The organism is Pseudomonas marginalis (assembly GCF_001645105.1).
Taxonomy (GTDB): domain Bacteria; phylum Pseudomonadota; class Gammaproteobacteria; order Pseudomonadales; family Pseudomonadaceae; genus Aquipseudomonas; species Aquipseudomonas petroselini.
In genome coordinates this window covers 87576-110327 of the sequence record NZ_LKEG01000043.1, presented here as the reverse complement: position 1 = coordinate 110327, position 22752 = coordinate 87576, and the positions used below count along the sequence as shown (strand labels likewise).

The 22752-nt window shown below is 59.3% G+C and carries 21 protein-coding genes; 9 read left to right on the top strand and 12 right to left on the bottom strand.

Annotation, left to right across the window (positions count from 1 at the left end; translation table 11 throughout):
* Positions 1-14 precede the first annotated feature (14 nt).
* The 4 genes from tauA to AO064_RS17660 all read right to left on the bottom strand — a co-directional run bounded on the left by tauA (position 15) and on the right by AO064_RS17660 (position 5767).
* The gene (gene tauA, locus AO064_RS17675; RefSeq protein ID WP_046034591.1) at positions 15-992 is read right to left on the bottom strand and encodes a taurine ABC transporter substrate-binding protein; all 978 of its coding nucleotides are present in this window, start codon (positions 990-992) and stop codon (positions 15-17) included.
* 269 nt (positions 993-1261) lie between these two features.
* Entirely contained in the window at positions 1262-2845 is a 1584-nt protein-coding gene (gshA, locus tag AO064_RS17670) for a glutamate--cysteine ligase (RefSeq protein WP_046034592.1), read from the bottom strand.
* Between the two features lie 214 nt (positions 2846-3059).
* A complete protein-coding gene (locus AO064_RS17665; protein ID WP_064054145.1) occupies positions 3060-3443 on the bottom strand; it encodes a PaaI family thioesterase in 384 nt (127 codons plus the stop codon).
* A complete protein-coding gene (locus AO064_RS17660; RefSeq protein ID WP_064054144.1) occupies positions 3443-5767 on the bottom strand; it encodes a Tex family protein in 2325 nt (774 codons plus the stop codon). Before AO064_RS17660 ends, AO064_RS17665 begins: the two co-directional genes overlap by 1 nt.
* A gap of 357 nt (positions 5768-6124) precedes the next feature.
* Here AO064_RS17660 and ompR point away from each other — a divergent pair, with 357 nt between their 5' ends.
* Positions 6125-6865, top strand: coding sequence for an osmolarity response regulator transcription factor OmpR (gene ompR / locus AO064_RS17655; protein ID WP_012721684.1), 741 nt, complete (start codon positions 6125-6127; stop codon positions 6863-6865).
* A 116-nt stretch (positions 6866-6981) separates the two neighbouring features.
* Positions 6982-8295 (top strand): ATP-binding protein, encoded by a 1314-nt coding sequence (locus AO064_RS17650; RefSeq protein WP_012721685.1) that lies wholly within the window; start codon positions 6982-6984, stop codon positions 8293-8295.
* 70 nt (positions 8296-8365) lie between these two features.
* Here AO064_RS17650 and rimK read toward each other — a convergent pair whose 3' ends face one another.
* From rimK to rimA, 3 genes are read right to left on the bottom strand one after another with little or no spacing between them, the layout of a single operon-like run.
* Positions 8366-9271, bottom strand: a complete 906-nt coding sequence (rimK, locus tag AO064_RS17645) for a 30S ribosomal protein S6--L-glutamate ligase (RefSeq protein ID WP_046034594.1) — start codon at positions 9269-9271, stop codon at positions 8366-8368.
* A complete protein-coding gene (gene rimB, locus AO064_RS17640; RefSeq protein ID WP_012721687.1) occupies positions 9268-9750 on the bottom strand; it encodes a retropepsin-like aspartic endopeptidase RimB in 483 nt (160 codons plus the stop codon). The genes rimK and rimB overlap by 4 nt, the downstream gene beginning before the upstream one ends.
* 13 nt (positions 9751-9763) lie before the next feature.
* Positions 9764-10543, bottom strand: a complete 780-nt coding sequence (rimA, locus tag AO064_RS17635) for a S6 modification regulatory phosphodiesterase RimA (protein ID WP_012721688.1) — start codon at positions 10541-10543, stop codon at positions 9764-9766.
* Between the two features lie 116 nt (positions 10544-10659).
* On the opposite strand from rimA, the gene AO064_RS17630 reads away from it, so the two are divergent.
* Positions 10660-11067, top strand: a complete 408-nt coding sequence (locus AO064_RS17630) for an RNA-binding S4 domain-containing protein (protein WP_012721689.1) — start codon at positions 10660-10662, stop codon at positions 11065-11067.
* A 114-nt stretch (positions 11068-11181) separates the two neighbouring features.
* Here AO064_RS17630 and AO064_RS17625 read toward each other — a convergent pair whose 3' ends face one another.
* On the bottom strand, positions 11182-11985 hold the full coding sequence (locus tag AO064_RS17625) for a phosphatase PAP2 family protein (RefSeq protein ID WP_012721690.1): 804 nt from the start codon (positions 11983-11985) through the stop codon (positions 11182-11184).
* 125 nt (positions 11986-12110) lie between these two features.
* On the opposite strand from AO064_RS17625, the gene hslO reads away from it, so the two are divergent.
* Together hslO and AO064_RS17615 are read left to right on the top strand one after the other, a co-directional pair.
* Entirely contained in the window at positions 12111-13013 is a 903-nt protein-coding gene (hslO, locus tag AO064_RS17620) for an Hsp33 family molecular chaperone HslO (RefSeq protein ID WP_012721691.1), read from the top strand.
* A 179-nt stretch (positions 13014-13192) separates the two neighbouring features.
* Positions 13193-14734: a phosphoenolpyruvate carboxykinase gene (locus AO064_RS17615; RefSeq protein ID WP_012721692.1), complete on the top strand. Its 1542-nt coding sequence runs from the start codon at positions 13193-13195 to the stop codon at positions 14732-14734.
* A gap of 283 nt (positions 14735-15017) precedes the next feature.
* On the opposite strand, the gene AO064_RS17610 is transcribed toward AO064_RS17615, so the two are convergent.
* From AO064_RS17610 to AO064_RS30335, 3 genes are all read right to left on the bottom strand, one after another.
* Positions 15018-15374: a DUF1493 family protein gene (locus AO064_RS17610; protein WP_043206099.1), complete on the bottom strand. Its 357-nt coding sequence runs from the start codon at positions 15372-15374 to the stop codon at positions 15018-15020.
* A gap of 632 nt (positions 15375-16006) precedes the next feature.
* Entirely contained in the window at positions 16007-16606 is a 600-nt protein-coding gene (locus AO064_RS17605) for a putative adenosine monophosphate-protein transferase Fic (RefSeq protein WP_064054143.1), read from the bottom strand.
* A complete protein-coding gene (locus AO064_RS30335) occupies positions 16606-16776 on the bottom strand; it encodes a YhfG family protein (RefSeq protein ID WP_003236014.1) in 171 nt (56 codons plus the stop codon). Before AO064_RS30335 ends, AO064_RS17605 begins: the two co-directional genes overlap by 1 nt.
* Before the next feature lie 176 nt (positions 16777-16952).
* On the opposite strand from AO064_RS30335, the gene AO064_RS17600 reads away from it, so the two are divergent.
* The 4 genes from AO064_RS17600 (at position 16953) to AO064_RS17585 (ending at position 21832) form a co-directional block, all read left to right on the top strand.
* Positions 16953-18128 carry a tetratricopeptide repeat protein gene (locus AO064_RS17600; protein WP_064054142.1) on the top strand — a complete coding sequence of 392 codons (1176 nt, stop codon included), beginning with the start codon at positions 16953-16955 and terminating at the stop codon, positions 18126-18128.
* 284 nt (positions 18129-18412) lie between these two features.
* A complete protein-coding gene (locus AO064_RS17595; protein WP_064054141.1) occupies positions 18413-20356 on the top strand; it encodes a RecQ family ATP-dependent DNA helicase in 1944 nt (647 codons plus the stop codon).
* 128 nt (positions 20357-20484) lie between these two features.
* A complete protein-coding gene (locus AO064_RS17590; protein ID WP_064054140.1) occupies positions 20485-21339 on the top strand; it encodes a M15 family metallopeptidase in 855 nt (284 codons plus the stop codon).
* A gap of 61 nt (positions 21340-21400) precedes the next feature.
* Positions 21401-21832: an acyl-CoA thioesterase gene (locus AO064_RS17585; RefSeq protein WP_046034599.1), complete on the top strand. Its 432-nt coding sequence runs from the start codon at positions 21401-21403 to the stop codon at positions 21830-21832.
* A 225-nt stretch (positions 21833-22057) separates the two neighbouring features.
* Here the strand turns inward: AO064_RS17585 and AO064_RS17580 are convergent, their stop codons facing one another.
* The gene (locus AO064_RS17580) at positions 22058-22537 is read right to left on the bottom strand and encodes a glycine zipper domain-containing protein (RefSeq protein ID WP_012721700.1); all 480 of its coding nucleotides are present in this window, start codon (positions 22535-22537) and stop codon (positions 22058-22060) included.
* Positions 22538-22752 lie beyond the last annotated feature (215 nt).

Below are 22752 nucleotides of genomic sequence, written 5' to 3'. Positions count from 1 at the left end.
AATGAACTCCTCAATCAGTGAGTGATGAATTTGGCACTGACGTAAGGGGCGTAGTCCGGCAGCACCGCGTCGACCTTGCCTTGTTCCTTCAGGAACGCAGCGGTATCGGTGACGGCTTTGGTGGTCGGTGCGCCCAGCAGGGTCACCTGGTCAGCGGCCAGCGGGTAGACGTTGCCTTGCAGCAGCAAGGGGATGTCACTGGCCTTGGCGCCGGAGAGCTTGACCAGTTTGTCGACGTTGCCTTTGTCGGCGAGCCAGGCTTGTGGGTCTTTGCGGTAGGCGGCGTAGGCGTCCAAGGTAACTTTGGCGAACGCGGTGACGATTTCCGGGTGCTTCTCGGCGAAGTCCTTGCGCACGATCCACGCATCGAAGGTCGGCGCGCCGAACTTGGCCAGTTCACCGGAGGTGATCAGCACCTTGCCGTTCTCTTTGGCGACGCCCAGGGCTGGGTCCCACACGTAGGTCGCGTCGATATCACCACGCTTCCAGGCCGCGATGATTGCCGGTGGCGCGAGGTTGAGGATGGTCACTTTGGACGGGTCGATGTTCCAGTGTTTCAGCGCGGCGAGCAGGCTGTAGTGCCCGGTGGACACGAAGGGCACGGCGACTTTCTTGCCGATCAGGTCCTGCGGGCTGTTGATCCCGGAACCGTTGCGCGCCACCAGGGCTTCGGCGCCGCCGATCTGGGTGGCGACGAGGAAGGTTTCCACCGGCACTTTGCGGGTGATCGCAGCTGTCAGCGGGCTGGAACCGAGGTAGCCGATCTGTACGTCGCCGGAAGCGATGGCGGCGATGATGTCGGCGCCATTGTCGAATTTGCGCCAGTCGATCTTGGCGTGGGTGGCTTTTTCATAGGCACCGTCGGCCTGGGCGACTTTGGCCGGGTCCACGGTGGTCTGGTAAGCGATGGTCACATCCGCCGCCTGGGCAAACAGGCTGGCACCGGCCAGGGACAATGCGGCCAAGAGGCGCAGAGGGGTTAGCAGTTTCAAGCGGAAGCTCCTCAATCAGGCGGCCGAGGGTCGGCGTGTGAGGAGACTAAATGATCTAAGAATTCGAAAATAAATAACATTTTCGAATTAGCTTATGAGGAGAAACATATTGCCCTGTAGTGAGCGGGCTTGCCCCGCGCTGGGTGGCGAAGCCGCCCTAAAATCTGGCGCCGCGTGTTAACTGAAGCAATGCGGTTGCCTTATTGGGGCGGCTTCGCCACCCAGCGCGGGGCAAGCCCGCTCACTACAGTAAATTACCCCAACATTTTTTAGTTGCTGATGGCGAGGATGCTGGCTTGGTAGGAGCCGACAAACACATCGAAATCGCCCACTTCGTTCTGCTCCAGCTCCGCCTGCTGTGCCAGCGACGTGCGTGCCAGCTGTTCAAAGCGCGCCTGCTCTTCGGCCGGCAGCGGCTCCTTGCGGAAGTGCTCGGCGTGCAGCTGGCTCTGGTGCAGGGAAAACTGCGCAAAACTTTCCTTACGCTCGGCCATCGCCGCCAGCACCTGGGCCGATGGCGTCAGGGACGGGTCCTTGACCTTGGCCAACTGAGCGTCCAGCGCCTGGCTGTGCTCGGTAATGCCGTGGCTCTCATCCAGCAGGGCGGCCAGCGGTGCGATCTGTTCCAACAGCTCGGCGGCCCATTCCTTCATGTCCACCGCCTGGCCCTGGCGCTGCAGTTGCAGGCCCGGACGGCGACCTTCCTTGACCACGCTGAGGAAGTTGGAGGTGGCGTTGCCGCACTCGTTGTCGGCGAACAGTGGGCTGTCGTTCAGCGCGCAGTACAGCAGGAAGGCGTCGAGGAAACGTGATTCCGGCAGGTCGATGCCCATTGGCAGGAACGGGTTGATGTCCAGGCAGCGCACTTCGATGTACTGGATGCCACGCGCCACCAGCGCCTGGATAGGCCGCTCGCCGGTGTAGGTCACGCGCTTGGGACGGATGTTGGAGTAGTACTCGTTTTCGATCTGCAGGATGTTGGTGTTGAGCTGCACCCACTCACCATCCTTGTGGGTGCCGACCTCGACGTACGGCGCATAGGGCGTTGCCACCGCTTCGCGCAGGCTGTCGGTATAGCTGGCCAGGTCGTTGTAGCACGGCGTAAGGCCGGCCTGGGCGTTGCTCTGGTAACCCAGGTCGCTCATGCGCAGGCTGGTGGCGTACGGCAGGTACAGGGTGTCGGCGTCCAAGACTTCCAACTGGTGCGAACGACCGCGCAGGAAACCAGCGTCTAAGGCTGGCGAGGCACCGAACAGGTACATCAGCAGCCAGCTGTAGCGACGGAAATTACGGATCAGCGCGATGTAGGCGGTGGACTGGTAGTCGCGGTCGGTGCCGACGAACCCTTCAGTCTCCTTGAGCAACGGCCACAACGCTTCCGGCAGGGAAAAGTTGTAGTGGATGCCGGCGATGCATTGCATGGTCTTGCCGTAACGCAGGGCCAGCCCCTTGCGGTACACGTACTTGAGCTGGCCGATATTGGAGGTGCCGTAGTAGGCAATCGGAATATCTTCCTCGGCCGGCAACGGGCACGGCATCGAGGGGCTCCACAGGTATTCGCTGCCGAGCTTGGTGTAGGCAAAGCGGTGGATCTTGTCCAGGCTGCTCAGGGTATCGGCCGGGTTGGGCAGCGCGGGAGTGATGAACTCCAGCAGCGATTCCGAGTAGTCGGTGGTGATCAGTTCGTTGGTCAACGCGGCGCCCAGGGCTTCGGGGTGCGGCGTTTGTGCCAGGCGGCCCTCACCCGTGACGCGCAGGCATTCGCGCTCGATGCCGTGCAAGCACTGCTCTAGCAGGGAGAGGTGTTCGCGCTTGCCGAGCAAAGCCAGGCGGCGGTTGAGAAGTTCGCTCAAGTTGGATTCCTTCACGCGTCAGTCGCCCCAATATGGGGGTGGGCAGGACGGTCTACAAGGGTGAAGTTAAAACTGGCGTTATCGCCTGGTTTAGAGTCGATTTGACCCGCTGTGAAAATGCCTACTTCACTCCATGAATTTGGCTACAGCGCGGCTAGAAAATTCCGACGCTGTTGTCGCAGCGCCGAAATTAACTCAAATCGAGGGTGAGGAGCTATAGGACAGCGAAGGTGCCCTGCGCTTTTGCGACAAGTCTTTCGTCCTGGTACACATCCGCCTCGACCACCAGCGTGCGGCGGCCGGCATGAATCACCCGGCTGGTGCACAGCACGTCGCCGTCTTCCACGGCGCGGATGTAATTGATCTTGCATTCGATGGTCGCGCTCTGCTGGTCGAAACCATGTGAGCTGGAACAGGCCAGCCCCATCGTAATGTCCACCAGGCTGAAAATCGCCCCACCATGGAGCTTGCCCGCGCGGTTGCGCAAGTGCGGCTCCAGGGTCAGGGCCACCTCGGCAATGCCTTCTTCAAGGCGCTGCAGGCGGCAGCCGATCAGCTCGCTGAATGCGCTCTGGGTCAACCCGGCCGGGATCTCCATCAGCGTTTCTTCAACTGTTTGGCGTTGGCGAACAGCGAGGCCATGGCGTTGTTGTTTGGGGCTGCCGTGGCGGCTTCCTTGCGCGGTGCATTGTTTTGCGACTGGCGCGGCGCCGAGCCTGGGCGTGCGCCACGGGCACCGTCGATTTTCTCGCCGGGGGTGTCACTCATGCGCATCGACAGGCCGACGCGTTTGCGTGGGATGTCGACTTCCATGACCTTGACCTTGACCACATCACCGGCTTTTACCGCTTCGCGTGGATCCTTGATGAATTTCTCCGAAAGCGCGGAGATGTGCACCAATCCGTCCTGATGCACGCCGATGTCCACAAAGGCGCCGAAGTTGGTCACGTTGGTGACCACACCTTCCAGGATCATGCCCAGCTGCAGGTCCTTGAGGTCTTCGACGCCGTCCTGGAACTCGGCAGTCTTGAACTCGGGACGTGGGTCGCGGCCAGGTTTTTCCAGCTCTTGCAGGATGTCGGTGATGGTCGGTACGCCGAAGGTTTCGTCGGTGTACTTCTTTGGGTCCAGGCGCTTGAGGAACGCGGCGTCACCGATCAGCGAACGGATGTCACGGTCAGTCTCGGCAGCGATGCGTTGCACCAGCGGGTAGGCTTCCGGGTGAACCGCCGAAGCGTCCAGCGGGTTGTCACCGTTCATTACGCGTAGGAAGCCGGCGGATTGTTCGAAGGTTTTTTCACCCAGACGTGCGACTTTTTTCAGTGCTGCACGGGTTTTGAAGGCGCCGTTTTCGTCACGGTGAGTGACGATGTTCTGCGCCAGCGTGGCGTTAAGGCCGGAAATACGCGCCAGCAGTGCCACGGAGGCCGTGTTCACGTCCACGCCCACGGCGTTCACGCAGTCTTCCACGACCGCATCCAGGCCGCGCGCCAGTTTCAGCTGCGACACGTCGTGCTGGTACTGGCCGACGCCGATGGATTTAGGGTCGATCTTCACCAGTTCGGCCAGGGGATCCTGCAGGCGACGGGCGATGGACACCGCGCCACGGATCGACACGTCGAGGTCCGGGAACTCCTTGGACGCCAGTTCCGACGCCGAGTACACCGAAGCACCGGCTTCGGAAACCATGACCTTGGTCATCTTCATGGCTGGATATTTTTTGATCAGTTCGGCGGCCAGCTTGTCGGTTTCACGGCTGGCGGTGCCGTTGCCGATGGCGATCAGGTCCACCGCGTGCTTGGCGCACAGCGCGGCAAGTATCGCCAGGGTCTGGTCCCATTTATTGTGCGGCACATGCGGATACACAGTGGCGTGGTCCAGCAGCTTGCCGGTGGCGTCCACAACGGCGACTTTGCAGCCGGTACGCAGGCCTGGGTCGAGGCCCAGGGTGGCGCGCGGGCCGGCTGGGGCCGACAGCAGCAGGTCATGCAGGTTGTGGGCGAAGACGTTGATCGCCTCGGTTTCGGCACCGTCGCGCAGCTCGCCGAGCAGGTCGGTTTCCAGGTGGGTGTAGAGCTTGACCTTCCAGGTCCAGCGCACCACTTCACCGAGCCACTTGTCCGCAGGACGGTTCTGATTCTGGATGCCGAATTGTTGACCGATCATGCCTTCGCACGGGTGCATGGTGCCCGGCAGCTCGTCGCCAACCTTCAGCGCGGAGCTGAGAATGCCTTCGTTGCGGCCACGGAAAATGGCGAGTGCACGGTGGGACGGCATGCTCTTGAGCGGTTCGTCGTGTTCGAAGTAATCGCGGAACTTGGCGCCTTCTTCCTCTTTGCCGGCGATGACACGGGCGCTGAGAATGGCTTCCTGCTTGAGGTAAGTACGCAGTTTCTCCAGCAGGCTGGCGTCTTCCGCGAAGCGCTCCATGAGGATGTACTTGGCGCCTTCCAGGGCGGCCTTGACGTCGGCGACGCCTTTTTCGGCGTCGATGAAACGGGCCGCTTCGGTGTCCGGGGTCAGCGACGGGTCATTGAACAGGCCGTCAGCCAGCTCGCCCAGGCCGGCTTCCAGGGCGATCTGGCCCTTGGTGCGACGCTTCTGTTTGTACGGCAGGTAGAGGTCTTCGAGACGGGTCTTGGTGTCGGCGAGCTTGATGTCGCGCTCAAGCTGCGGGGTCAACTTGCCCTGTTCCTCGATGCTGGCGAGAATGCTGATACGCCGTTCGTCGAGTTCTCGCAGGTAGCGCAGGCGCTCTTCCAGGTGCCGCAATTGGATGTCGTCGAGGCTGCCGGTCACTTCTTTACGGTAACGGGCGATGAAAGGCACCGTGGAGCCTTCATCCAGTAGAGCGACGGCCGCTTCGACCTGTTGTGGGCGTACACCGAGTTCCTCGGCGATGCGGCTGTTGATGCTGTCCATAAAACCACCTGAAATTCTTAAAAGCAGCTCGCAGGCCCGGAGAACAAGGCCTTGGGAGGCTGGTTGAGCGGCCCGACTGGCGCCGCTGCCTGGGTCAAGAGGCAGCCTATTGACCCTCGAAATCGAAAAAATCACGACAAGCGGGTGAAAAAAGCCTCGGCATCAAACGGTAACGATCTGACGTTGCCCTGCACGACGGCGCCGCATTATAACCAGCGTTCTGCCCTTGGGGGGGATTGCGCCAACGGTTGTAGGGCGCGGGTTCGCTGGCAGTAGAGGAAAAATCTGCTAACAATGCACACGGTGCGTATAACGGCAGCTAGGCCATAATGCGCGCCGAGATAAGAGGAGCATCCAATGAGCAGCACTGCACAAACTGCTGAAGGCGAAAAAATTCTCATCGTTGATGACGATCCAGGGCTGAGCAGCCTGCTGGAGCGTTTCTTCAACTCCAAGGGCTACCGTGCCCGCGCGGTGCCGAACACCGAGCAGATGGACCGTCTGCTGGGGCGTGAGGTATTCAACCTGGTCGTACTCGACCTCATGCTGCCCGGCGAAGACGGCCTGACCGCCTGCAAACGCCTGCGCGGCGCGAACAACCAGATTCCCATCATCATGCTCACCGCCAAGGGTGATGAGCTGAGCCGCATCAAGGGCCTCGAACTGGGCGCCGATGATTACCTGGCCAAGCCGTTCAACCCTGATGAGCTGATGGCCCGGGTCAAAGCCGTACTGCGTCGCCAAGCCCTGCCTGTGCCGGGCGCACCGGGCAGCGAAGACGAAAGCGTGACCTTTGGCGACTACGAACTGTCGCTGGCCACGCGTGAGCTCAAGCGTGGCGATGAAGTGCATATGCTGACCACCGGCGAATTCGCCGTGCTCAAGGCCCTGGTGATGAACGCTCGCCAGCCCCTGACACGCGATAAGCTGATGAACCTGGCCCGTGGCCGGGAATGGGACGCCCTGGAGCGCTCTATCGACGTGCAGATCTCCCGTCTACGCAGGATGATCGAGCCGGATCCGTCCAAGCCACGGTACATCCAGACGGTGTGGGGCGTGGGTTATGTGTTTGTGCCGGATGGCAATAAAACCAGTTGACCGATGATTTGCGGGGCGGGCCTCTCGGTGTTTGACTCCACCAGAGTCGACGGGATGCCCGGCGTCTGCAATTCTGCGAGCGCCGCTCGTTCCTGCAAGGTATCTAGCTGTCTTCTATGAAAACCCCGCTGTGGTTCCCGCAAAGTTTCTTCTCTCGCACCCTTTGGCTGGTGCTGATCGTCGTTCTGTTTTCCAAGGCACTCACGCTGGTTTATCTGTTGATGAACGAAGACGTGCTGGTGGACCGGCAGTACGCCCACGGTGTTGCCTTGACCTTGCGTGCCTACTGGGCCGTAGATCCTGAGAACCGCGAAAAGGTGGCAAAAGCGTCGACGTTGATTCGGGTCGAAGGGGCCGGTGTGCCCGAAGGCGAGCAGCACTGGCCGTACAGCGAGATCTACCAGCGCCAGATGCGCGACGAACTGGGAGAGGACACTGAAGTGCGCCTTCGCATGCATGTTTCTCCCGCACTGTGGGTAAGAGCGCCGAGCCTTGGCGATGCCTGGATCAAGGTGCCGCTCTATCCGCACCCGTTGCGCGGACAAAAAATCTGGAATGTATTGGGATGGTTCCTCGCCATCGGATTGCTTTCAACGGCGTCCGCGTGGATTTTCGTCCGCCAGCTTAACCAGCCGCTTAAACGCCTGGTGTTTGCCGCCCGTCAGCTGGGGCAGGGGCGCAGTGTGCGCCTGCCGGTCAGCGATACCCCCAGTGAGATGACCGAGGTGTACGGCGCGTTCAACCAGATGGCGGAGGACGTCGAGCAGGCGGGTCGCGAACGCGAGCTGATGCTGGCGGGGGTTTCCCATGACTTGCGCACACCGTTGACGCGACTGCGCTTGTCGCTGGAGTTGATGGGCAATCATACCGACCTTACCGACGACATGGTCCGCGACATTGAGGACATGGACGCTATTCTCGACCAGTTCCTGGCGTTTATCCGCGATGGCCGTGATGAGGTGGTAGAAGAGGTCGACCTGACGGACTTGGTGCGTGAGGTCGTCGCGCCCTACAACCAGAACGGTGAGCAGGTGCGCATGCGCCTGGAGCCGATCCAACCGTTTGCGTTGCGTCGGGTATCGATGAAGCGCCTGTTGAACAACTTGATTGGCAACGCCTTGCACCACGCAGGCTCCGATGTGGAAGTGGCGGCCTATGTGTCTGGCGACAGTGCTGCACCCTATGTGGTGCTGAGCGTGATGGACCGGGGGGCAGGTATCGACCCGGACGAATTGGAGGGCATTTTCAACCCGTTCACCCGTGGCGACCGTGCTCGTGGGGGCAAAGGGACTGGCCTGGGGTTGGCGATTGTGCGGCGGATTGCCTCGATGCATGGAGGCAATGTTGAGTTACGCAACCGCGAAGAAGGTGGCCTGGAAGCGCGTGTGCGCTTGCCGCTTGGTTTGATGCTGCCTAGAGACGCAGTCTAAGCAACAACGCAGGCCCTATGTGGGAGCTGGCTCCCACATAGGTTTGTGGCGTTTCAAAAGCAGGGATTGATCAGCCCTTGCCCTTGGTCCGAGTCATATTCGGCCCGCCATTCTTCTCCAGATGCTCAATGATGATCCCTGCCACATTTTTCCCCGTGGTGGTCTCGATCCCTTCCAGCCCCGGCGATGAATTCACCTCCATCACCAGGGGGCCGTGGTTGGAGCGCAGGATATCCACACCCGCCACGCTCAACCCCATCACCTTGGCCGCTCGCAGTGCGGTCATGCGCTCTTCGGGGGTTATCTTGATCAGGCTGGCGCTGCCGCCACGGTGCAGGTTGGAGCGGAACTCCCCCGGCTTTGCCTGGCGCTTCATTGCCGCAATCACCTTGTCGCCCACCACGAAACAGCGGATATCGGCCCCGCCGGCTTCCTTGATGTATTCCTGCACCATGATGTTCTGCTTGAGGCCCATGAATGCCTCGATCACGGACTCCGCCGCTGTCGCGGTTTCACACAGCACCACACCGATGCCCTGGGTGCCTTCCAGCACCTTGATCACCAGTGGCGCGCCATTGACCATGTCGATCAGGTCGGGGATGTCGTCGGGAGAGTGGGCAAAGCCGGTCACCGGCAGGCCGATTCCCCGGCGCGACAGCAACTGCAGCGAACGCAACTTGTCCCGTGATCGGGCAATGGCTACCGATTCATTGAGGGGAAACACCCCCATCATTTCAAACTGGCGCAACACCGCGCAGCCATAAAACGTCACCGATGCACCGATCCGGGGGATGACGGCATCAAACCCTTCCAGCGGCTTGCCCCGGTAGTGGATCTGCGGCTTGTGGCTGGCAATGTTCATATAGGCACGCAACGTGTCGATCACCACCATTTCGTGGCCACGTTCGATGCCGGCCTCAACCAGGCGGCGGGTGGAATACAGACGCGGGTTTCGCGACAGCACAGCAATCTTCATGCAGCACCTGGGGCAGAAATAGTGGAGACCGGGAACACCGGCTTGTCTTGAACGTACTTGATGCCGGGATTGACCACCAACTGGCCGTCAATCAAGGCCTTGGAGCCCAGCAACAGGCGGTAGCGCATGGCTTTGCGGCAGGCCAGGGTGAACTCCACCCGCCAGACCCGATCGCCCAGCGCCAGCGTAGTGCTGATGACATAGCGCACCTGCGCATGACCGTTGGAGCTCTTGATGGTTTTCATCGTCACCAGGGGTGCTTCGCAGCGACGGTGACGCAGTTGCACCACGCTGCCCAGGTGCGCGGTAAAGCGCACCCAGTTTTCACCGTCGCGCTCAAACGGCTCGATATCGGTGGCGTGCAGGCTGGAGGTGCTGGCACCGGTGTCGATCTTCGCACGCAGGCCTGCCACTCCCAGGTCGGGAAGTGCCACCCACTCACGCAGACCCACAACGGTCAAATGGTCAAATGTCTTCAATATGGGTAACCGGTCAATTCGCCCAGGCCTGGGGTGAAACCTCGGCCAGGGCGTTGAATGCAGGCTTGGCGAACCAATAACCCTGCATCAGAAAAATTCCGCAGTCGGACAGGAAGTCGCGCTCGCCGGCACTTTCGATGCCTTCGGCGATGACAGTAACCCCCAACTGCTCACAGATTGTGACAATCCCCTGGACGATGACCTGACGGACACGATCCTGGTCAACATCGCGGATAAGCGCCATGTCGAGTTTGATCAGGTCAGGTTGGAAATCGGCCAGCAGGTTCAGCCCCGAATAGCCCGCGCCGAAATCGTCGATGGCGGTCTTGAAGCCGAATTCGCGGTATTCACGCAGAATATTGGTCAAATGGCGATAGTTATCTACATGCTCGCTTTCTAGTGTCTCGAAAATCAGTTGGTTCAGTGGAAAATTGTGTGCGCGAGCCGCTTCCAGGGTGCTACGAATACACAATTCCGGACGGTACACGGCATTGGGCATGAAGTTGATCGAAAGGTGGGTTTGCATCCCCAGGGCCGCCGCCCCGGCTATCGCCTGGGTTCGGCAACGTTGGTCGAAGCGGTAGCGGTTGCTTTCGTTGACCTGGTCCAGCACCGACAGCGCCCCTTCGCCGTGGGTGCCGCGCACCAAGGCTTCGTGGGCGAAGATCGAATGGTCCCGAAGGTCTACGATAGGCTGGTAGGCGAACGCAAAATCGAACCCCAAGGGCTCGCTTTGCTGGCAACCCACGCAGCGCTGGTTGGGCGAGGTGAGTGAAAGGGGGAAGTCGGTCACAGCGTATCCTCGCGAAAACAGGGTGCTACCTGGCGTATCTTAGGTGAGCCTTGGGGTTTATGCGTCGAAGGGTTTCAACGGTAAGGTTGCGACATTTTTCAGAGCGAGGAATTCAAGTGGCTCAAAAGCAGGAAGAGGAAGAAAAGGTCCGTCTGGACAAGTGGCTGTGGGCAGCGCGGTTCTATAAAACCCGTGCCTTGGCGAAGGCCGCTATCGAGAGTGGCAAGGTGCATCATCGGGGTGAGCGCTGCAAGCCGGGCAAGGAGCCGCGCGTCGGAGATGAGTTCCAGATTCGTACTGGATTTGATGAAAAGACGGTCGTCGTCCAGGCGCTTTCCATCGTGCGCCGTGGTGCGCCCGAAGCGCAGGCGCTCTACACCGAGACCGAAGCCAGTATCGCCAAACGCGAAAACGCGGCGGCCATGCGCAAGGCGGGCGCCACAGGCATGACCACCGATGGCAAGCCGAGCAAGAAACAACGTCGCGATCTCTTCAAGTTTCGCGGCAGTGGCAACGATGACTAGCCTCAATCGAACGGGCTTTTGTAGTGAGCGGGCTTGCCCCGCGCTGGAGTGCGCAGCGCTCCCTTTTTTGGGGCCGCTCCGCAGCCCAGCGCGAGCAAGCTCGCTCACCACAAATTATTGCGCAGTTCTAACGACGCTCATTCGCCTCACTACGGGTAGACGAGCAGCCAGCCCAAACAGCGGCGCCGATACCCGCGACAACCCACTCGATACCTTTGCCGCAAACGGCGTGTAATACCCCCAGCCTAACGCCAACAGCGCCAGCAACACCCCGCCGATGTAATCGTCCTGCCCCCAATGCGCCCCTGCTACCAGCCGAGGCATCATGAATAGCAGTGCCAGCCCCCAGATCACCAGAAGTTGCCCGAAGCGCCTGGCGAATACCGTCATGAACATCGCCCAGATCAACAGCACCGAAGCATGATCTCCCGGGAAGCTCTGGCTCGAACGGTCCTTCAATTCCCAGGTCTTCTCCAGCCCAGGGAAATAGTCACTCATCTGCACCGCCCCGCTGATCACCATCGACGGGCTGCTGTGTTGCCAGCCCATTTGCGCGGCGAGTTTGGAAAACAGCATGCGGATAAACAACAACAGCAGCAGAACACCGACAAAACCTAACACTGCCTGGCGCACCTGCACGGCCTTGAACACCCAGTCACCACGAATCAGCAGTGCCAGCAGAATCACCCCAACCACCGCATCAAACGGCCGCAAACTGGCCACAGCCCATATGTGCAGCCACGTGGAGTGGGTTGCCAGCGGGTCATTAAGCAGATGAAACAGCCACTCGTCGAAAATCACACACAGCATCTGCCCCGTGGGCCACAGCCAAAAACACAGCAGTCCGATAGCGAGTAGATTGCAAAGAGCCCATCGCCGGAGGTTCCACTTGGCTTGGAACAAACCCGGATTGTTCATAAACTGTCCCTCTTCGCTCTATGAAGCTCTCTGTTTCCAGGAGAAAGCCGCACCAAGATGGTGCTAAAGCGTTTAATTTTATAAACCTTGTAATCATTTTGTCATCAATTCAGATACCCAGACCTATGACTGATCTACCGGATACCGACTTCACCCAACGCTTCATCTTCGACGAGAACGACGCCCGCGGCGAACTGGTCTCGCTGGAGCGCAGCTATGCCGAAGTCCTCGCCAAGCACCCCTATCCGGAGCCGGTCGCGCAACTGCTCGGCGAGCTGATGGCGGCCGCTTCGCTGCTGGTAGGCACCATGAAATTCGACGGTCTGCTGATTTTGCAGGCACGCTCCGAAGGCCCGGTTCCGATGCTGATGATCGAATGTTCCAGCGAGCGGGAAATCCGCGGCCTGGCCCGTTACGAAGCGGACCAGATTGCCCCGGATGCGACCTTGTCCGACTTGATGGCCAACGGCGTGCTGGCGATCACCGTGGACCCGACGGAAGGCCAGCGCTACCAGGGCATTGTCGATCTGGACGGCGAAACCCTGTCGGACTGCTTCACCAACTATTTCGTGATGTCCCAGCAAGTCGGCACCAAGTTCTGGCTCAATGCCGATGGCAAGCGGGCCCGTGGCCTGTTGTTGCAGCAATTGCCGGCTGATCGCATCAAGGACGACGATGAGCGCACCGACAGCTGGCGAAAGCTGACCGCCCTAGCCGGCACCCTGACGGCTGAAGAGCTGTTGGGCCTGGACAACGAAACCATCCTGCACCGCCTGTACCACGAAGAGGCCGTGCGCCTGTTCGAAGAGCAGTCCCTGCGCTTCAACTGCAGTTGCTCGCGCGAGCGTTCGGCCAATGCCTTGGTCAGCCTGGGCCTTGAAGATGCGCAAAATCTGGTGGTTGAGCACGGTGGAAATATCGAGATTGACTGCCAGTTCTGCAACGAGCGTTACCTGTTCGATGCCGCCGATGTTGCCCAATTATTCGCGGGCGCAGGCATCGACAGCCCTTCCGATACCCGCCACTAAAACGTTTAAGCACAGGTAAATCACCTGACAAATGCCGGATTAGCGCTGTTCTGACGGGAGGGCCCTACTCTTTTTGGGCTTTTCTGGCATAATCCGGCCCACTTTTTTCGCGGTAGTAGTGCGCAACTTTCTACTACAAAACGTTTGGAGCACTCGGCCATAGGCCGACGGGGAACCTCATGACGCAAGCCAATAACGCCGTATACACCGATCTGAGTGTTGACGATCTGGTCAAAGAAGCCCTGCAGCGCGGTGAAGGCGTGCTTGCCGATACTGGCGCGCTGGTTGTCGAAACCGGTCACCGTACCGGCCGTTCGCCAGTCGATCGTTTCATCGTTGAAGAGCCTTCCACCCAGGACGCTATCGCCTGGGGCCCGATCAACCGCAAGTTCCCGGCCGACAAGTTCGATGCCCTGTGGGCTCGTGTCGAAGCGTTCAACAACGCGCAAGAGCACTTCGTTTCCCACGTGCATGTAGGGTCCGCCGAAGACCACTACCTGGCTGTGAAGATGACCACCCAGACTGCCTGGCAGAACCTGTTCGGTCGTTGCCTGTTCATCAACCCGGCAAAATACAACCCGGCCGGTCGTGATGAGTGGCAAGTGCTCAACGTCGCCAACTTCGAATGCGTGCCAGAGCGTGACGGCACCAACTCCGATGGTTGCGTGATCCTCAACTTCGCGCAGAAAAAAGTCCTGATCGCCGGCATGCGTTACGCCGGTGAAATGAAAAAAGCCATGTTCTCGGTGCAGAACTTCCTGCTGCCGGCTTCCGACGTACTGCCGATGCACTGCGCCGCCAATATCGGCGAAGCAGGCGACGTGACCCTGTTCTTCGGTCTGTCCGGCACCGGCAAAACCACCCTGTCCGCCGACGAAAGCCGTTACCTGATCGGTGACGACGAACACGGCTGGGGCGAGGGCGTAGTGTTCAACATCGAAGGCGGTTGCTATGCCAAGTGCATCGACTTGTCCGAGAAGAACGAGCCGGTCATCTGGAAAGCCATCAAGCACGGCGCTGTGTTGGAAAACGTCGTCATCGACGACGCCAAGCACGCCGACTACACCAACGTCAGCCTCACTCAGAACAGCCGCGCGGCGTACCCGCTGGAGCACGTCGCCAAGCGTTCCGAGAAGAACCTGGGCGGCGAGCCAAACGCGGTGATCTTCCTGACCTGCGACCTGACCGGCGTACTCCCGCCCGTGTCGATCCTCAGCGAAGAACAAGCGGCCTACCACTTCTTGTCCGGCTACACCGCACTGGTGGGCTCGACCGAAATGGGTTCCGGCGGCGGCATCAAGTCGACCTTCTCCACCTGCTTCGGCGCACCGTTCTTCCCGCGTCCGGCTGGCGAATATGCTGAGCTGCTGATCAAGCGCATCCGCGGTTTCGGCTCCAAGGTCTACCTGGTCAACACCGGCTGGACCGGCGGCGGCTACGGCGTCGGCAAACGCTTCAACATTCCGACCACTCGCGGCGTGATCGCAGCGATCCAGAGCGGCGCGTTGATCGGTGCTGAAACCGAGCACCTCGACACCATCAACCTCGACGTGCCACTGGCAGTACCGGGCGTTGAGACTGGCCTGTTGAACCCACGTAACACTTGGGCTGACAAGGCCGCCTACGACGAAGCGGCGAAGGCGCTGGCCGGTCTGTTCATCGAGAACTTCAAGAAGTTTGAAGTGAGCGATGCGATCAAGGCTGCGGGTCCTAAGTTGTAAGAGTCGATCGTTATAAAAAAGCCGCCTCTTGTGGGCGGCTTTTTTGTGGGTGCAATGTTAGCCGGCGATGTGCAAAACCACAGCGCCGACCAGCAGGCCCCCAGCAGGCCCATTGTTACGTCCATATGTTTGCAACACAGCTCGCCAACCTAGCGTAGATCCAATGTGGGGGCTTGCTCCCGATGGCGGTGTATCAGCCGCACATCTGCTGACTGACACTCTGCTATCGGGGGCAAGCCCCCTCCCACATTTGAGTTCCGGTGTGCCTGGAATTCGTGTTTCCTCAGCTCAGGTTTTCCAGCGTCTGCGTATCCCAGCTATGGGTCTTGATAGCCAGGTAGAGCATGCCGATGGTCAGCGGCACTTTTTCGCCGCGCCCCTTGGCCCTGCGTTTGAGGAACACATCAAACACCGGCGGGTTGAAGTAACGATAAGTGTCGTAGTCACCCAGGTCGAGGGCAAATTCCTGCTCCAGCGCTTCCATCAGTTGCTTGGCCTCGCCGCCATCGCAACCGAGGTCGAAATTGAGTGAGGTTTGCAGGCGGATCGTCTTGTGTTTCGGCAGGCCGATTTCTTCGTGCAGCAGTTGCAGGAGTTGCTGCATGACGGGGTCTTCGGGGAAGTTGGGGGCGAGGTTCATGGTGGGGGCACGCAGGAGTGGGTGAGGGGGATGGTTGCGTTGGGGGCGATATTTGTTTCGGGTGATCAGCAAGCGAATGCCGTAGCTAAAAGCAAGCACCGGAATGCTGTCGAATTGTAGCTCGGTTATCCAGCGTGTGGCGCCAAACAGAAGTACTGGGCCTGCAACTATCAGGGTGAACCCAACCCATGTTCTGAGGGCAGGACGCTTGATCTTTCTGTCGAGCAATACGGCGAGTGTGACGAGGGTGATGAGAATGATCCAAGGAGCATATTCGGTCATCGTTTCATCCACCTTGGTAAGGTCGGACGAAGGCTGAGGGTGATCGCTGAGGGCTGACCCCAATGGGGTGATTACCGGGCACCCCTGCGAAGGTGGCGCCATAGTGGTAGATGTGTTGAGTCCTTTCGATGTTCACGGGTTTCTGCCGAGAAAGTGGAGACCGCGCTATTTTCATTCAGCAGCGGGTAACTTCTGTAGAGGGGAGAGTGGGTGTTTGAAGCAGTTTGGGAAGAGGATGTCGCAGCGTTTGGAGATTTCTTACAGCGGTTTCCGGCATTTATGGCTTGGCAGCGAGGCAACAGGTAAAACCGGCCAAATGTGGGAGCCGAGCTTGCCCGTGATGACAATGATCAGGCGCTGGCAGGCCGACTCACACACCGCTCAAAAATCGCCTCCAACCCCCGGTAATCACACGCCACCGCATCAATATTCGCCGGTACCCACGCCGCGTGTTTGACCAGCCACCAGTTCACCGAAAAACCCGCATTCACGATGATCTGTTCGAATAGGATCCGCTGCGCCCGACCGTTGCCTTCTCGGAAGGGGTGGATGACGTTGAGGTCGCCGTAGGCTTCAGCAATCTGTGTGATCAACTCGGCCTGACTCGCGCCGACATACCAGTTCGCCTCTGCCATGCGCCGGATAATTTTCGCCGCTTCCGGCGGGATGCGTTCCGGGGTGCAGAACAGGGTGTCGCCTTTCTGGATGTTGACGCTGCGCAGTTCTCCGGCCCAGTTGTAGATATCGCCGAACAGGGTGAGGTGGATATGTTGCAGGCGCTCAAGATCGTAGGACGGCGGGAAGAGGGGGAGGCTGCCTACGGCGATTTCGGAAAGCTCCCGCTCGGCCTGGTGCAGGCGCGTTTCGTCGAGCAAATCGAGGCGGTTGCGCAGGACGCTGCTACCGGGATAGCAGTACGGATCCTGGCCCACCCCGTATTTGTCGAGCATCAGCGTGGGGTGTTGCGGTACTTGGCGAGGACGGCTTCGCGGGTCGGCAAGGGTTTGTCGACGTCCGCCGGTTGGGTGTCGAACCCTTCCAGGCGCAGGCTGGCCAGGTAATTGGAACGGCGGATCTTGTGGTAGTGATCCTGTTTTTGCTCAAACGTCAGTTCGCTCATCGCAGCGTACTCCTGGGTGGCAAGGCTTGATTGTAGCGCAATGCTTCAATGGGCAGGCGGGATAAAAACCACGTCACATTTTGTGCAAAAAATCCGCCAGTAGCCTGATTTCAGGGTATGTTTCACCGCAAAATCTTGTAGGGCGATTCCGCCCACTACTTAAAGGGAAGTTAAGCATGGGTTTGCTGCGTATCGCCTCGGCGATGTCTTTGTGTGCGGTGGCTTTTTCGGTTCAGGCCGAGCAATTGCCGATTGAAGTGCTCAGTGCAGTGGTCAAGGATCAGAAGATCGTTGACGCCGAAGTGTTGCTGCAACGCAATGGCGCGCAGAACATAGTGGGCCGCACCAACGCCCAGGGTCAGGTGACGCTCACCAGCGAAGGTGCAGACGATGGCACCAACCTGCTGATCATCAAGAAGCCCGGCTACTCCAATCTGGTGGTGAAGTGCCCGTGCGCAGGCATGACGTATGCCATCAGCCCGGTAATGGAAAACCTCGACGGCCTGCGCGTGGTGCTGACGTGGGGCAAGACTCCGCGTGACCTCGACTCCCACATGATTTTCCCCGGCAATAACATCTATTTCGAGAACAAGAACGGCACCGATGCCGAGCTGGATGTGGATGACACCGACAGCTACGGCCCGGAAACCATCACCTTGCAGAAGAAGCACTACGGCGAAAGCTACGTGTACGCCGTGCACGACTTCAGCAATGGCGGCAATCCGGGCTCGCGTCAGCTGTCCAACAGCGAAGCCAAGGTGTTCGTGTACATGGGGCAATCGCTGGTGCGCACCTATTACGTGCCGCAAAACCGCAGCGGTAACCTGTGGACGGTGTTCCGCATGACCGGCAGCGGTGACTTCCAGGACATCAACACCTTCAGCGGCGTGACCGTGAATGCCGCGAGTGTACTGAACGAAGTCAAACCGTTGCTGGACGACAGCGTGGCGATTACCGCTGTCGCGGTCAGTTCTTCCGCACAAACCGATGCGAAACGTCTGAACCTCCAAGGTGAGGCGGCCTACCAGGCGGGTAACCTGGACCAGGCCATCGACCTGTTCCGTCAGGCGATCGAACTGGACAATGGTTTCGGCAAGGCCTACGGCAACCTGGGCCTGGCGTATCAGAAAGCCGGCAATACTGCCGAGTCTATCTGGGCCAACCGCAAGGCCATCGCCCTGGCGAACGGCGCGAACGCTGCGACGGTGCGGGCTGGCGCTTATTACAACATTGCGCGGATCTACGAAGCGGCAGGGCAGTTTGCCGATGCGTTGCGTCACTACCAGTTGGCCAAGGAACAGAAGGCCAATCCGGTGTATGACACGGCGATTGAGCGGGTGCAGAATCGCTGATTCAGCTGCCGTGCAGCGCTAAGGTGCAGGAGGGGGCTTGCTCCCGATGGTGGTGTTATCAGTACAGAGGTACTGCTGACACTCTGCTATCGGGAGCAAGCCCCCTCTCACATTTGGTTGGTGTTATTCCTACAACTGCATTCGACCTTGTCGCATTTGGCCCAAGGCCACCGCAGTACCCTGTGTATCATCCTGTCTCTTTTTTCCTCGCGACCTTTCTCGATTCGCTGAGATTCCCAGGCTATGTTTTGGAGCCAACTCAGCGGTCAATGGAGTGACAGCCTATGCACGACACCCTCCAGCAGGTCTTCGGTTATCCACAGTTTCGTTTGGGCCAGGAGCAAACGATCAGCGCAGTACTGGCCGGTCGTTCGGCGGCGGCAATTTTCCCCACCGGGTCGGGCAAGTCCCTGTGTTACCAGCTGTCGGCGGTGTTGCTGCCGCACCTGACAGTGGTGGTGTCGCCGTTGTTGGCGTTGATGCAGGACCAGTTGGGTTTCCTGCAGCGGCATGGCATTTCGGCAGGCAGTATCGATTCGGCCCAGAGCCGTGAAGAGGCCAATGAGGTGATGGCCCGTGCGCGCTCCGGTGAGCTGAAAATCTTGATGATTTCGGTGGAACGCTTGAAGAACGAGCGATTTCGCAACTTCCTGCAAAGTGTGCAGATTTCGCTGCTGGTCGTGGACGAGGCGCACTGTATTTCCGAATGGGGCCACAACTTCCGCCCGGACTATCTGAAGCTGCCGGACTACCAGCGTCAGTTCAACATCCCACAAGCGCTGCTGCTGACGGCTACAGCGACGCCTAAGGTGATTGCCGACATGCAGGCGAAGTTCGCCATTGCGCCGGACGATGTGGTGACTACGGGCTTCTACCGGCCCAATCTCAACCTGTTGGTGGAGCCGGTCAGCGGCTATGACAAGCGCCGACGCTTGGTGGAGTGGATGAACGAGCGCGCCAATCAGCCGAGCATCGTCTACGTCACCCTGCAGAAAACCGCCGAGCAGATTGCCGAGCACCTGAACCGTAATGGCATCCAGGCCGAGGCTTATCACGCGGGTTTACCTCACGATAAGCGCGAGGGCATCCAGCAGCGTTTCATGGGCGGGCGCTCCCATTGCATTGTCGCTACCATCGCGTTTGGCATGGGCATCGACAAGAGTGATATCCGCAACGTGGTGCACTTCGACCTGCCCAAATCCATCGAGAACTACAGCCAGGAAATCGGCCGTGCGGGGCGTGATGGGCAGCCGTCCGACTGCCTGGTGTTGGCCAACCGCGACAGCCTTAATGTGCTGGAAAACTTTGTGTACGGCGATACGCCCGAGCAGGATGGTATTCGCCGGGTACTCGATGAGTTGCAGGCAGCACGCAGTGAGGGGCAGTGGGAGTTCCTGCTGAGGTCGCTGTCGGACCACAGTAATATCCGCGAGCTGCCGCTCAAGACGTTGCTAGTGCAGCTGGAACTCAAGGGCGTGATAGCGCCGCGCTACGCGTTCTACGCCGAATACCGTTTCAAATACCTGATCGAACCTGAGGCTTTGCTGGCGCGTTTCTCCGGCGAGCGACAACAGTTTGTCGCGGCGATCATCCAGGTCTGCAAACGGGCAAAGACCTGGGCGACGGTGGATTTTGACGCGCTTTATCAACAGCACAATGCCGAACGTGGGCGGGTGGTGAAGGCGCTGGACTATTTCCAGGAGCAGGGCTTGATCGAGCTGGAAAGCAAGCAGATGACCGAGGTCTACAGTTTGCTGAATACAGATTTTGACCCACAGGCACTGAGCGAATCGTTATACACAGGCTTCAAGCAGCACGAGGTGGGCGAAGTGGCGCGGATTCACGCCATGCTCGATCTGTTCGCCACCGAGCATTGCCTGGGGCAGCGCCTGGCGAAGTATTTTGGTGATGAAAACGCACCGCAACGTTGCGGTCATTGCTCGGTGTGTCACGGGCACGTTGCGCACCTGCCGCCACCGCCAAGCTTGCCGCCGCTTGTGGATAAAAACTTCATGGGACTGTGCGGTGATTTTATCCACAGGCATCATGAACACACCGGCCAACTGCCAGGTGCGGAACGCCTGACGCGTTTCCTTGGGGGCATCAGTGTGCCGTTGTTTACCAAGTTGAAGGCGCGGGGGATACCGGGTTTTGCAGCCTTGGAAGAGTACCCGTACGCAGCGGTAAGAACGTGGGCGCAGACGGGGCTGAGTGCTTTGGATCAGTAACCCTGTGTGAAGATATTTCCGGCTTGTCGTGTGGATTTCATCGGGGCTGATCAGCGAGTCGGATGACAGTCGCGATGCGTTCGGAATGCGAGTCTATGGGGCTCTATCTTTCTACATAGGCAATTCCCATGGACATCCCTTCACCGAAGCTTCTCACTGCATTACTGGCGTTCTGTGGTCTGGTGACTGCCTGGCCGCTGATGGCTGCTATCGAGCCGTTGAAAGACGCCGACTGTCGACTGATGACGGAGCGCAGTACCATCAGCGAGAAGAACCCGCTTGCGTGCCAGCGTTTGAGCCGGGTTACGTTCAGCTATGTGAACTTTGACGGTGTGCGCCAGGACGATGGAAGTATCGTGGTAATGGACGCCGTCGCGCCCTTTGTCCAGGAAATCTTCAGCGGCTTGTTGCAACGCGGGTTTCCGTTGAGGAAGGCCGTACCGCTTGAGCATTACAAGGGTGATGACAAGGCATCGATGGATGATAACAACACCAGCAGTTTCAATGGGCGAGCGCTGACAGGCCGCCCCGGCTGGTCTATCCACGCCTATGGTGCCGCCATTGATATCAACCCGGTGCAGAATCCGTACGTATCGTTCATGCGTGACGAAAAGGGCGAATACACAGGGATGGCTAAGATCGAGCCTAAGTCTGCGACGCCCGTGGGGCTCAACCGCCTCAACGTCCGTGCTGACGAGCCTGTCTACCCAGGTAGGACAGAAGATGTCATCGATCTGTTTGCTAACAACGGTTTTTTGACATGGGGGGGTTACTGGGATACCCGCATCGATTACCACCATTTCCAGATCGGCCGGGCGTCGTTCGCGGAGTACCTGGCCAGCGTTTCACCTAAAAAGGCAAAGCTGGCCATGGAGACCTATGTTCAGTCCTATCGAGATTGCGTGGCGACCTCGCTGGAGAAGGACCATGGCATGGCGCGTGCCGTCTGCGTACGCCAGGTAGTTGAGGCCAGCCCTGAGTAGGTGGTTGCGGGAGCGCTCGGAAACCCGTATCTAAGAGGCACGACTCTCCAGGACCTCATCGATGACTCAAACCACGCCACAACGCTCGGACTACCGTCATTTTCAGCCGATCATCACACGCTGGCACGACAACGATGTGTATGGCCATGTGAACAACGTGACCTACTACAGCTTTTTCGACACGGCGGTGAATACCTACCTGATCGAACACGGTGGGTTGGATATTCATGACGGCGAAGTGGTGGGGTTTGTGGTGAGCTCAGCGTGCGATTACTTTGCGTCGATTGCCTTTCCCGAGCGCATTGAAATCGGCCTGCGGGTGGGCAAGTTGGGCAATAGCTCAGTGCAGTACGAGTTGGCGGTATTCAAGGCCGGCGAGGAAGAGGCCTGTGCGGCAGGGCGCTTTGTGCATGTGTTTGTGGATCGGGGGTCGAACCTGCCGGTGAGTATTCCGGGGTCGTTGCGTGAGGCGTTGCAGCGGTTGGTGAGCTGACCTAATACCCCGAACATCATGGCGCTAAATGTGGGAGGGGGGGTCGTTGTGGTGAGCAGGCTTGCCCTGCGCTGGGCTGCGAAGCCGCCCCAAAACCTGCCGCTCAGTTCTGCCTGAAAGAACACGGCGCCTGGGTCAGGGGCGCTTCGCGCCCCAGCGCGGGGCAAGCCCGCTCACTACGACAAACCCACACACACACATTGGATGTGGGGTGTATTTCAGATGTTACCGGTGACGGTAGTGATGCTTGTTTTTGCGATGCCCATAGGCATGCCCGCGTCCACGATGATCATCCCGGTCATAACGACGGTTATCACGCCCACGATAACGACGATCATCGTCATCGCTCTTGTTGCCCATGTAGTTACCCAGTGCGCCACCTGCACCACCACCCGCGGCTGCGCCGATCAGGCTGCCGGTGTTGCCGCCCATGCTGCGGCCTACCACGTTACCGCCGGCTGCGCCGAGGGCACCGCCAATGGCTGCTTCGCCGCGGCTGCGCTTGTCTGCACCGACCGCACTGCCGCCTGCGCCGCCGAGAGCTGCGCCGATGGCCGAGCCGGTGTTACCGCCGATCTGCTGGCCGACAACCGAACCGAGTACCCCGCCCAATGCGCCGCCCACACCGGCTTCGGTGGTGCCACCGGCCATGGCTGCGCCACTGACCAGGCCAAGGGACAACAAGAGAATCGAGGAGAACTTCATAGAGAAACCTCAAGAGGATGACGGCGCGATCCTGAGGCTGTGTCGAGATTGTGACAATAGAAATCCGACCAGTAACACGAGTTGTACACAATTCTATAAGTTACTGTTTTAACAAGGGAACTTAAGTTGAATTCGTCAGTCTTTAGCTACTTGGGAACGGCCGCTTTTATGCAAAAGCGGCCTTTTTTGTGCCCGCAATTCAGGATGATCAACAC

Coding starts and splice junctions, on each gene's coding strand:
- AO064_RS17665 (WP_064054145.1), bottom strand. CDS start 3,443: ATGGAGATCCCGGCCGGGTTGACCCAGAGCGCATTCAGCGAGCTGATC.
- AO064_RS17660 (WP_064054144.1), bottom strand. CDS start 5,767: ATGGACAGCATCAACAGCCGCATCGCCGAGGAACTCGGTGTACGCCCA.
- ompR (WP_012721684.1), top strand. CDS start 6,125: ATGAGCAGCACTGCACAAACTGCTGAAGGCGAAAAAATTCTCATCGTT.
- AO064_RS17650 (WP_012721685.1), top strand. CDS start 6,982: ATGAAAACCCCGCTGTGGTTCCCGCAAAGTTTCTTCTCTCGCACCCTT.
- rimK (WP_046034594.1), bottom strand. CDS start 9,271: ATGAAGATTGCTGTGCTGTCGCGAAACCCGCGTCTGTATTCCACCCGC.
- AO064_RS17625 (WP_012721690.1), bottom strand. CDS start 11,985: ATGAACAATCCGGGTTTGTTCCAAGCCAAGTGGAACCTCCGGCGATGG.
- hslO (WP_012721691.1), top strand. CDS start 12,111: ATGACTGATCTACCGGATACCGACTTCACCCAACGCTTCATCTTCGAC.
- AO064_RS17615 (WP_012721692.1), top strand. CDS start 13,193: ATGACGCAAGCCAATAACGCCGTATACACCGATCTGAGTGTTGACGAT.
- AO064_RS17610 (WP_043206099.1), bottom strand. CDS start 15,374: ATGAACCTCGCCCCCAACTTCCCCGAAGACCCCGTCATGCAGCAACTC.
- AO064_RS17605 (WP_064054143.1), bottom strand. CDS start 16,606: ATGCTCGACAAATACGGGGTGGGCCAGGATCCGTACTGCTATCCCGGT.
- AO064_RS30335 (WP_003236014.1), bottom strand. CDS start 16,776: ATGAGCGAACTGACGTTTGAGCAAAAACAGGATCACTACCACAAGATC.
- AO064_RS17600 (WP_064054142.1), top strand. CDS start 16,953: ATGGGTTTGCTGCGTATCGCCTCGGCGATGTCTTTGTGTGCGGTGGCT.
- AO064_RS17595 (WP_064054141.1), top strand. CDS start 18,413: ATGCACGACACCCTCCAGCAGGTCTTCGGTTATCCACAGTTTCGTTTG.
- AO064_RS17590 (WP_064054140.1), top strand. CDS start 20,485: ATGGACATCCCTTCACCGAAGCTTCTCACTGCATTACTGGCGTTCTGT.
- AO064_RS17585 (WP_046034599.1), top strand. CDS start 21,401: ATGACTCAAACCACGCCACAACGCTCGGACTACCGTCATTTTCAGCCG.
- AO064_RS17580 (WP_012721700.1), bottom strand. CDS start 22,537: ATGAAGTTCTCCTCGATTCTCTTGTTGTCCCTTGGCCTGGTCAGTGGC.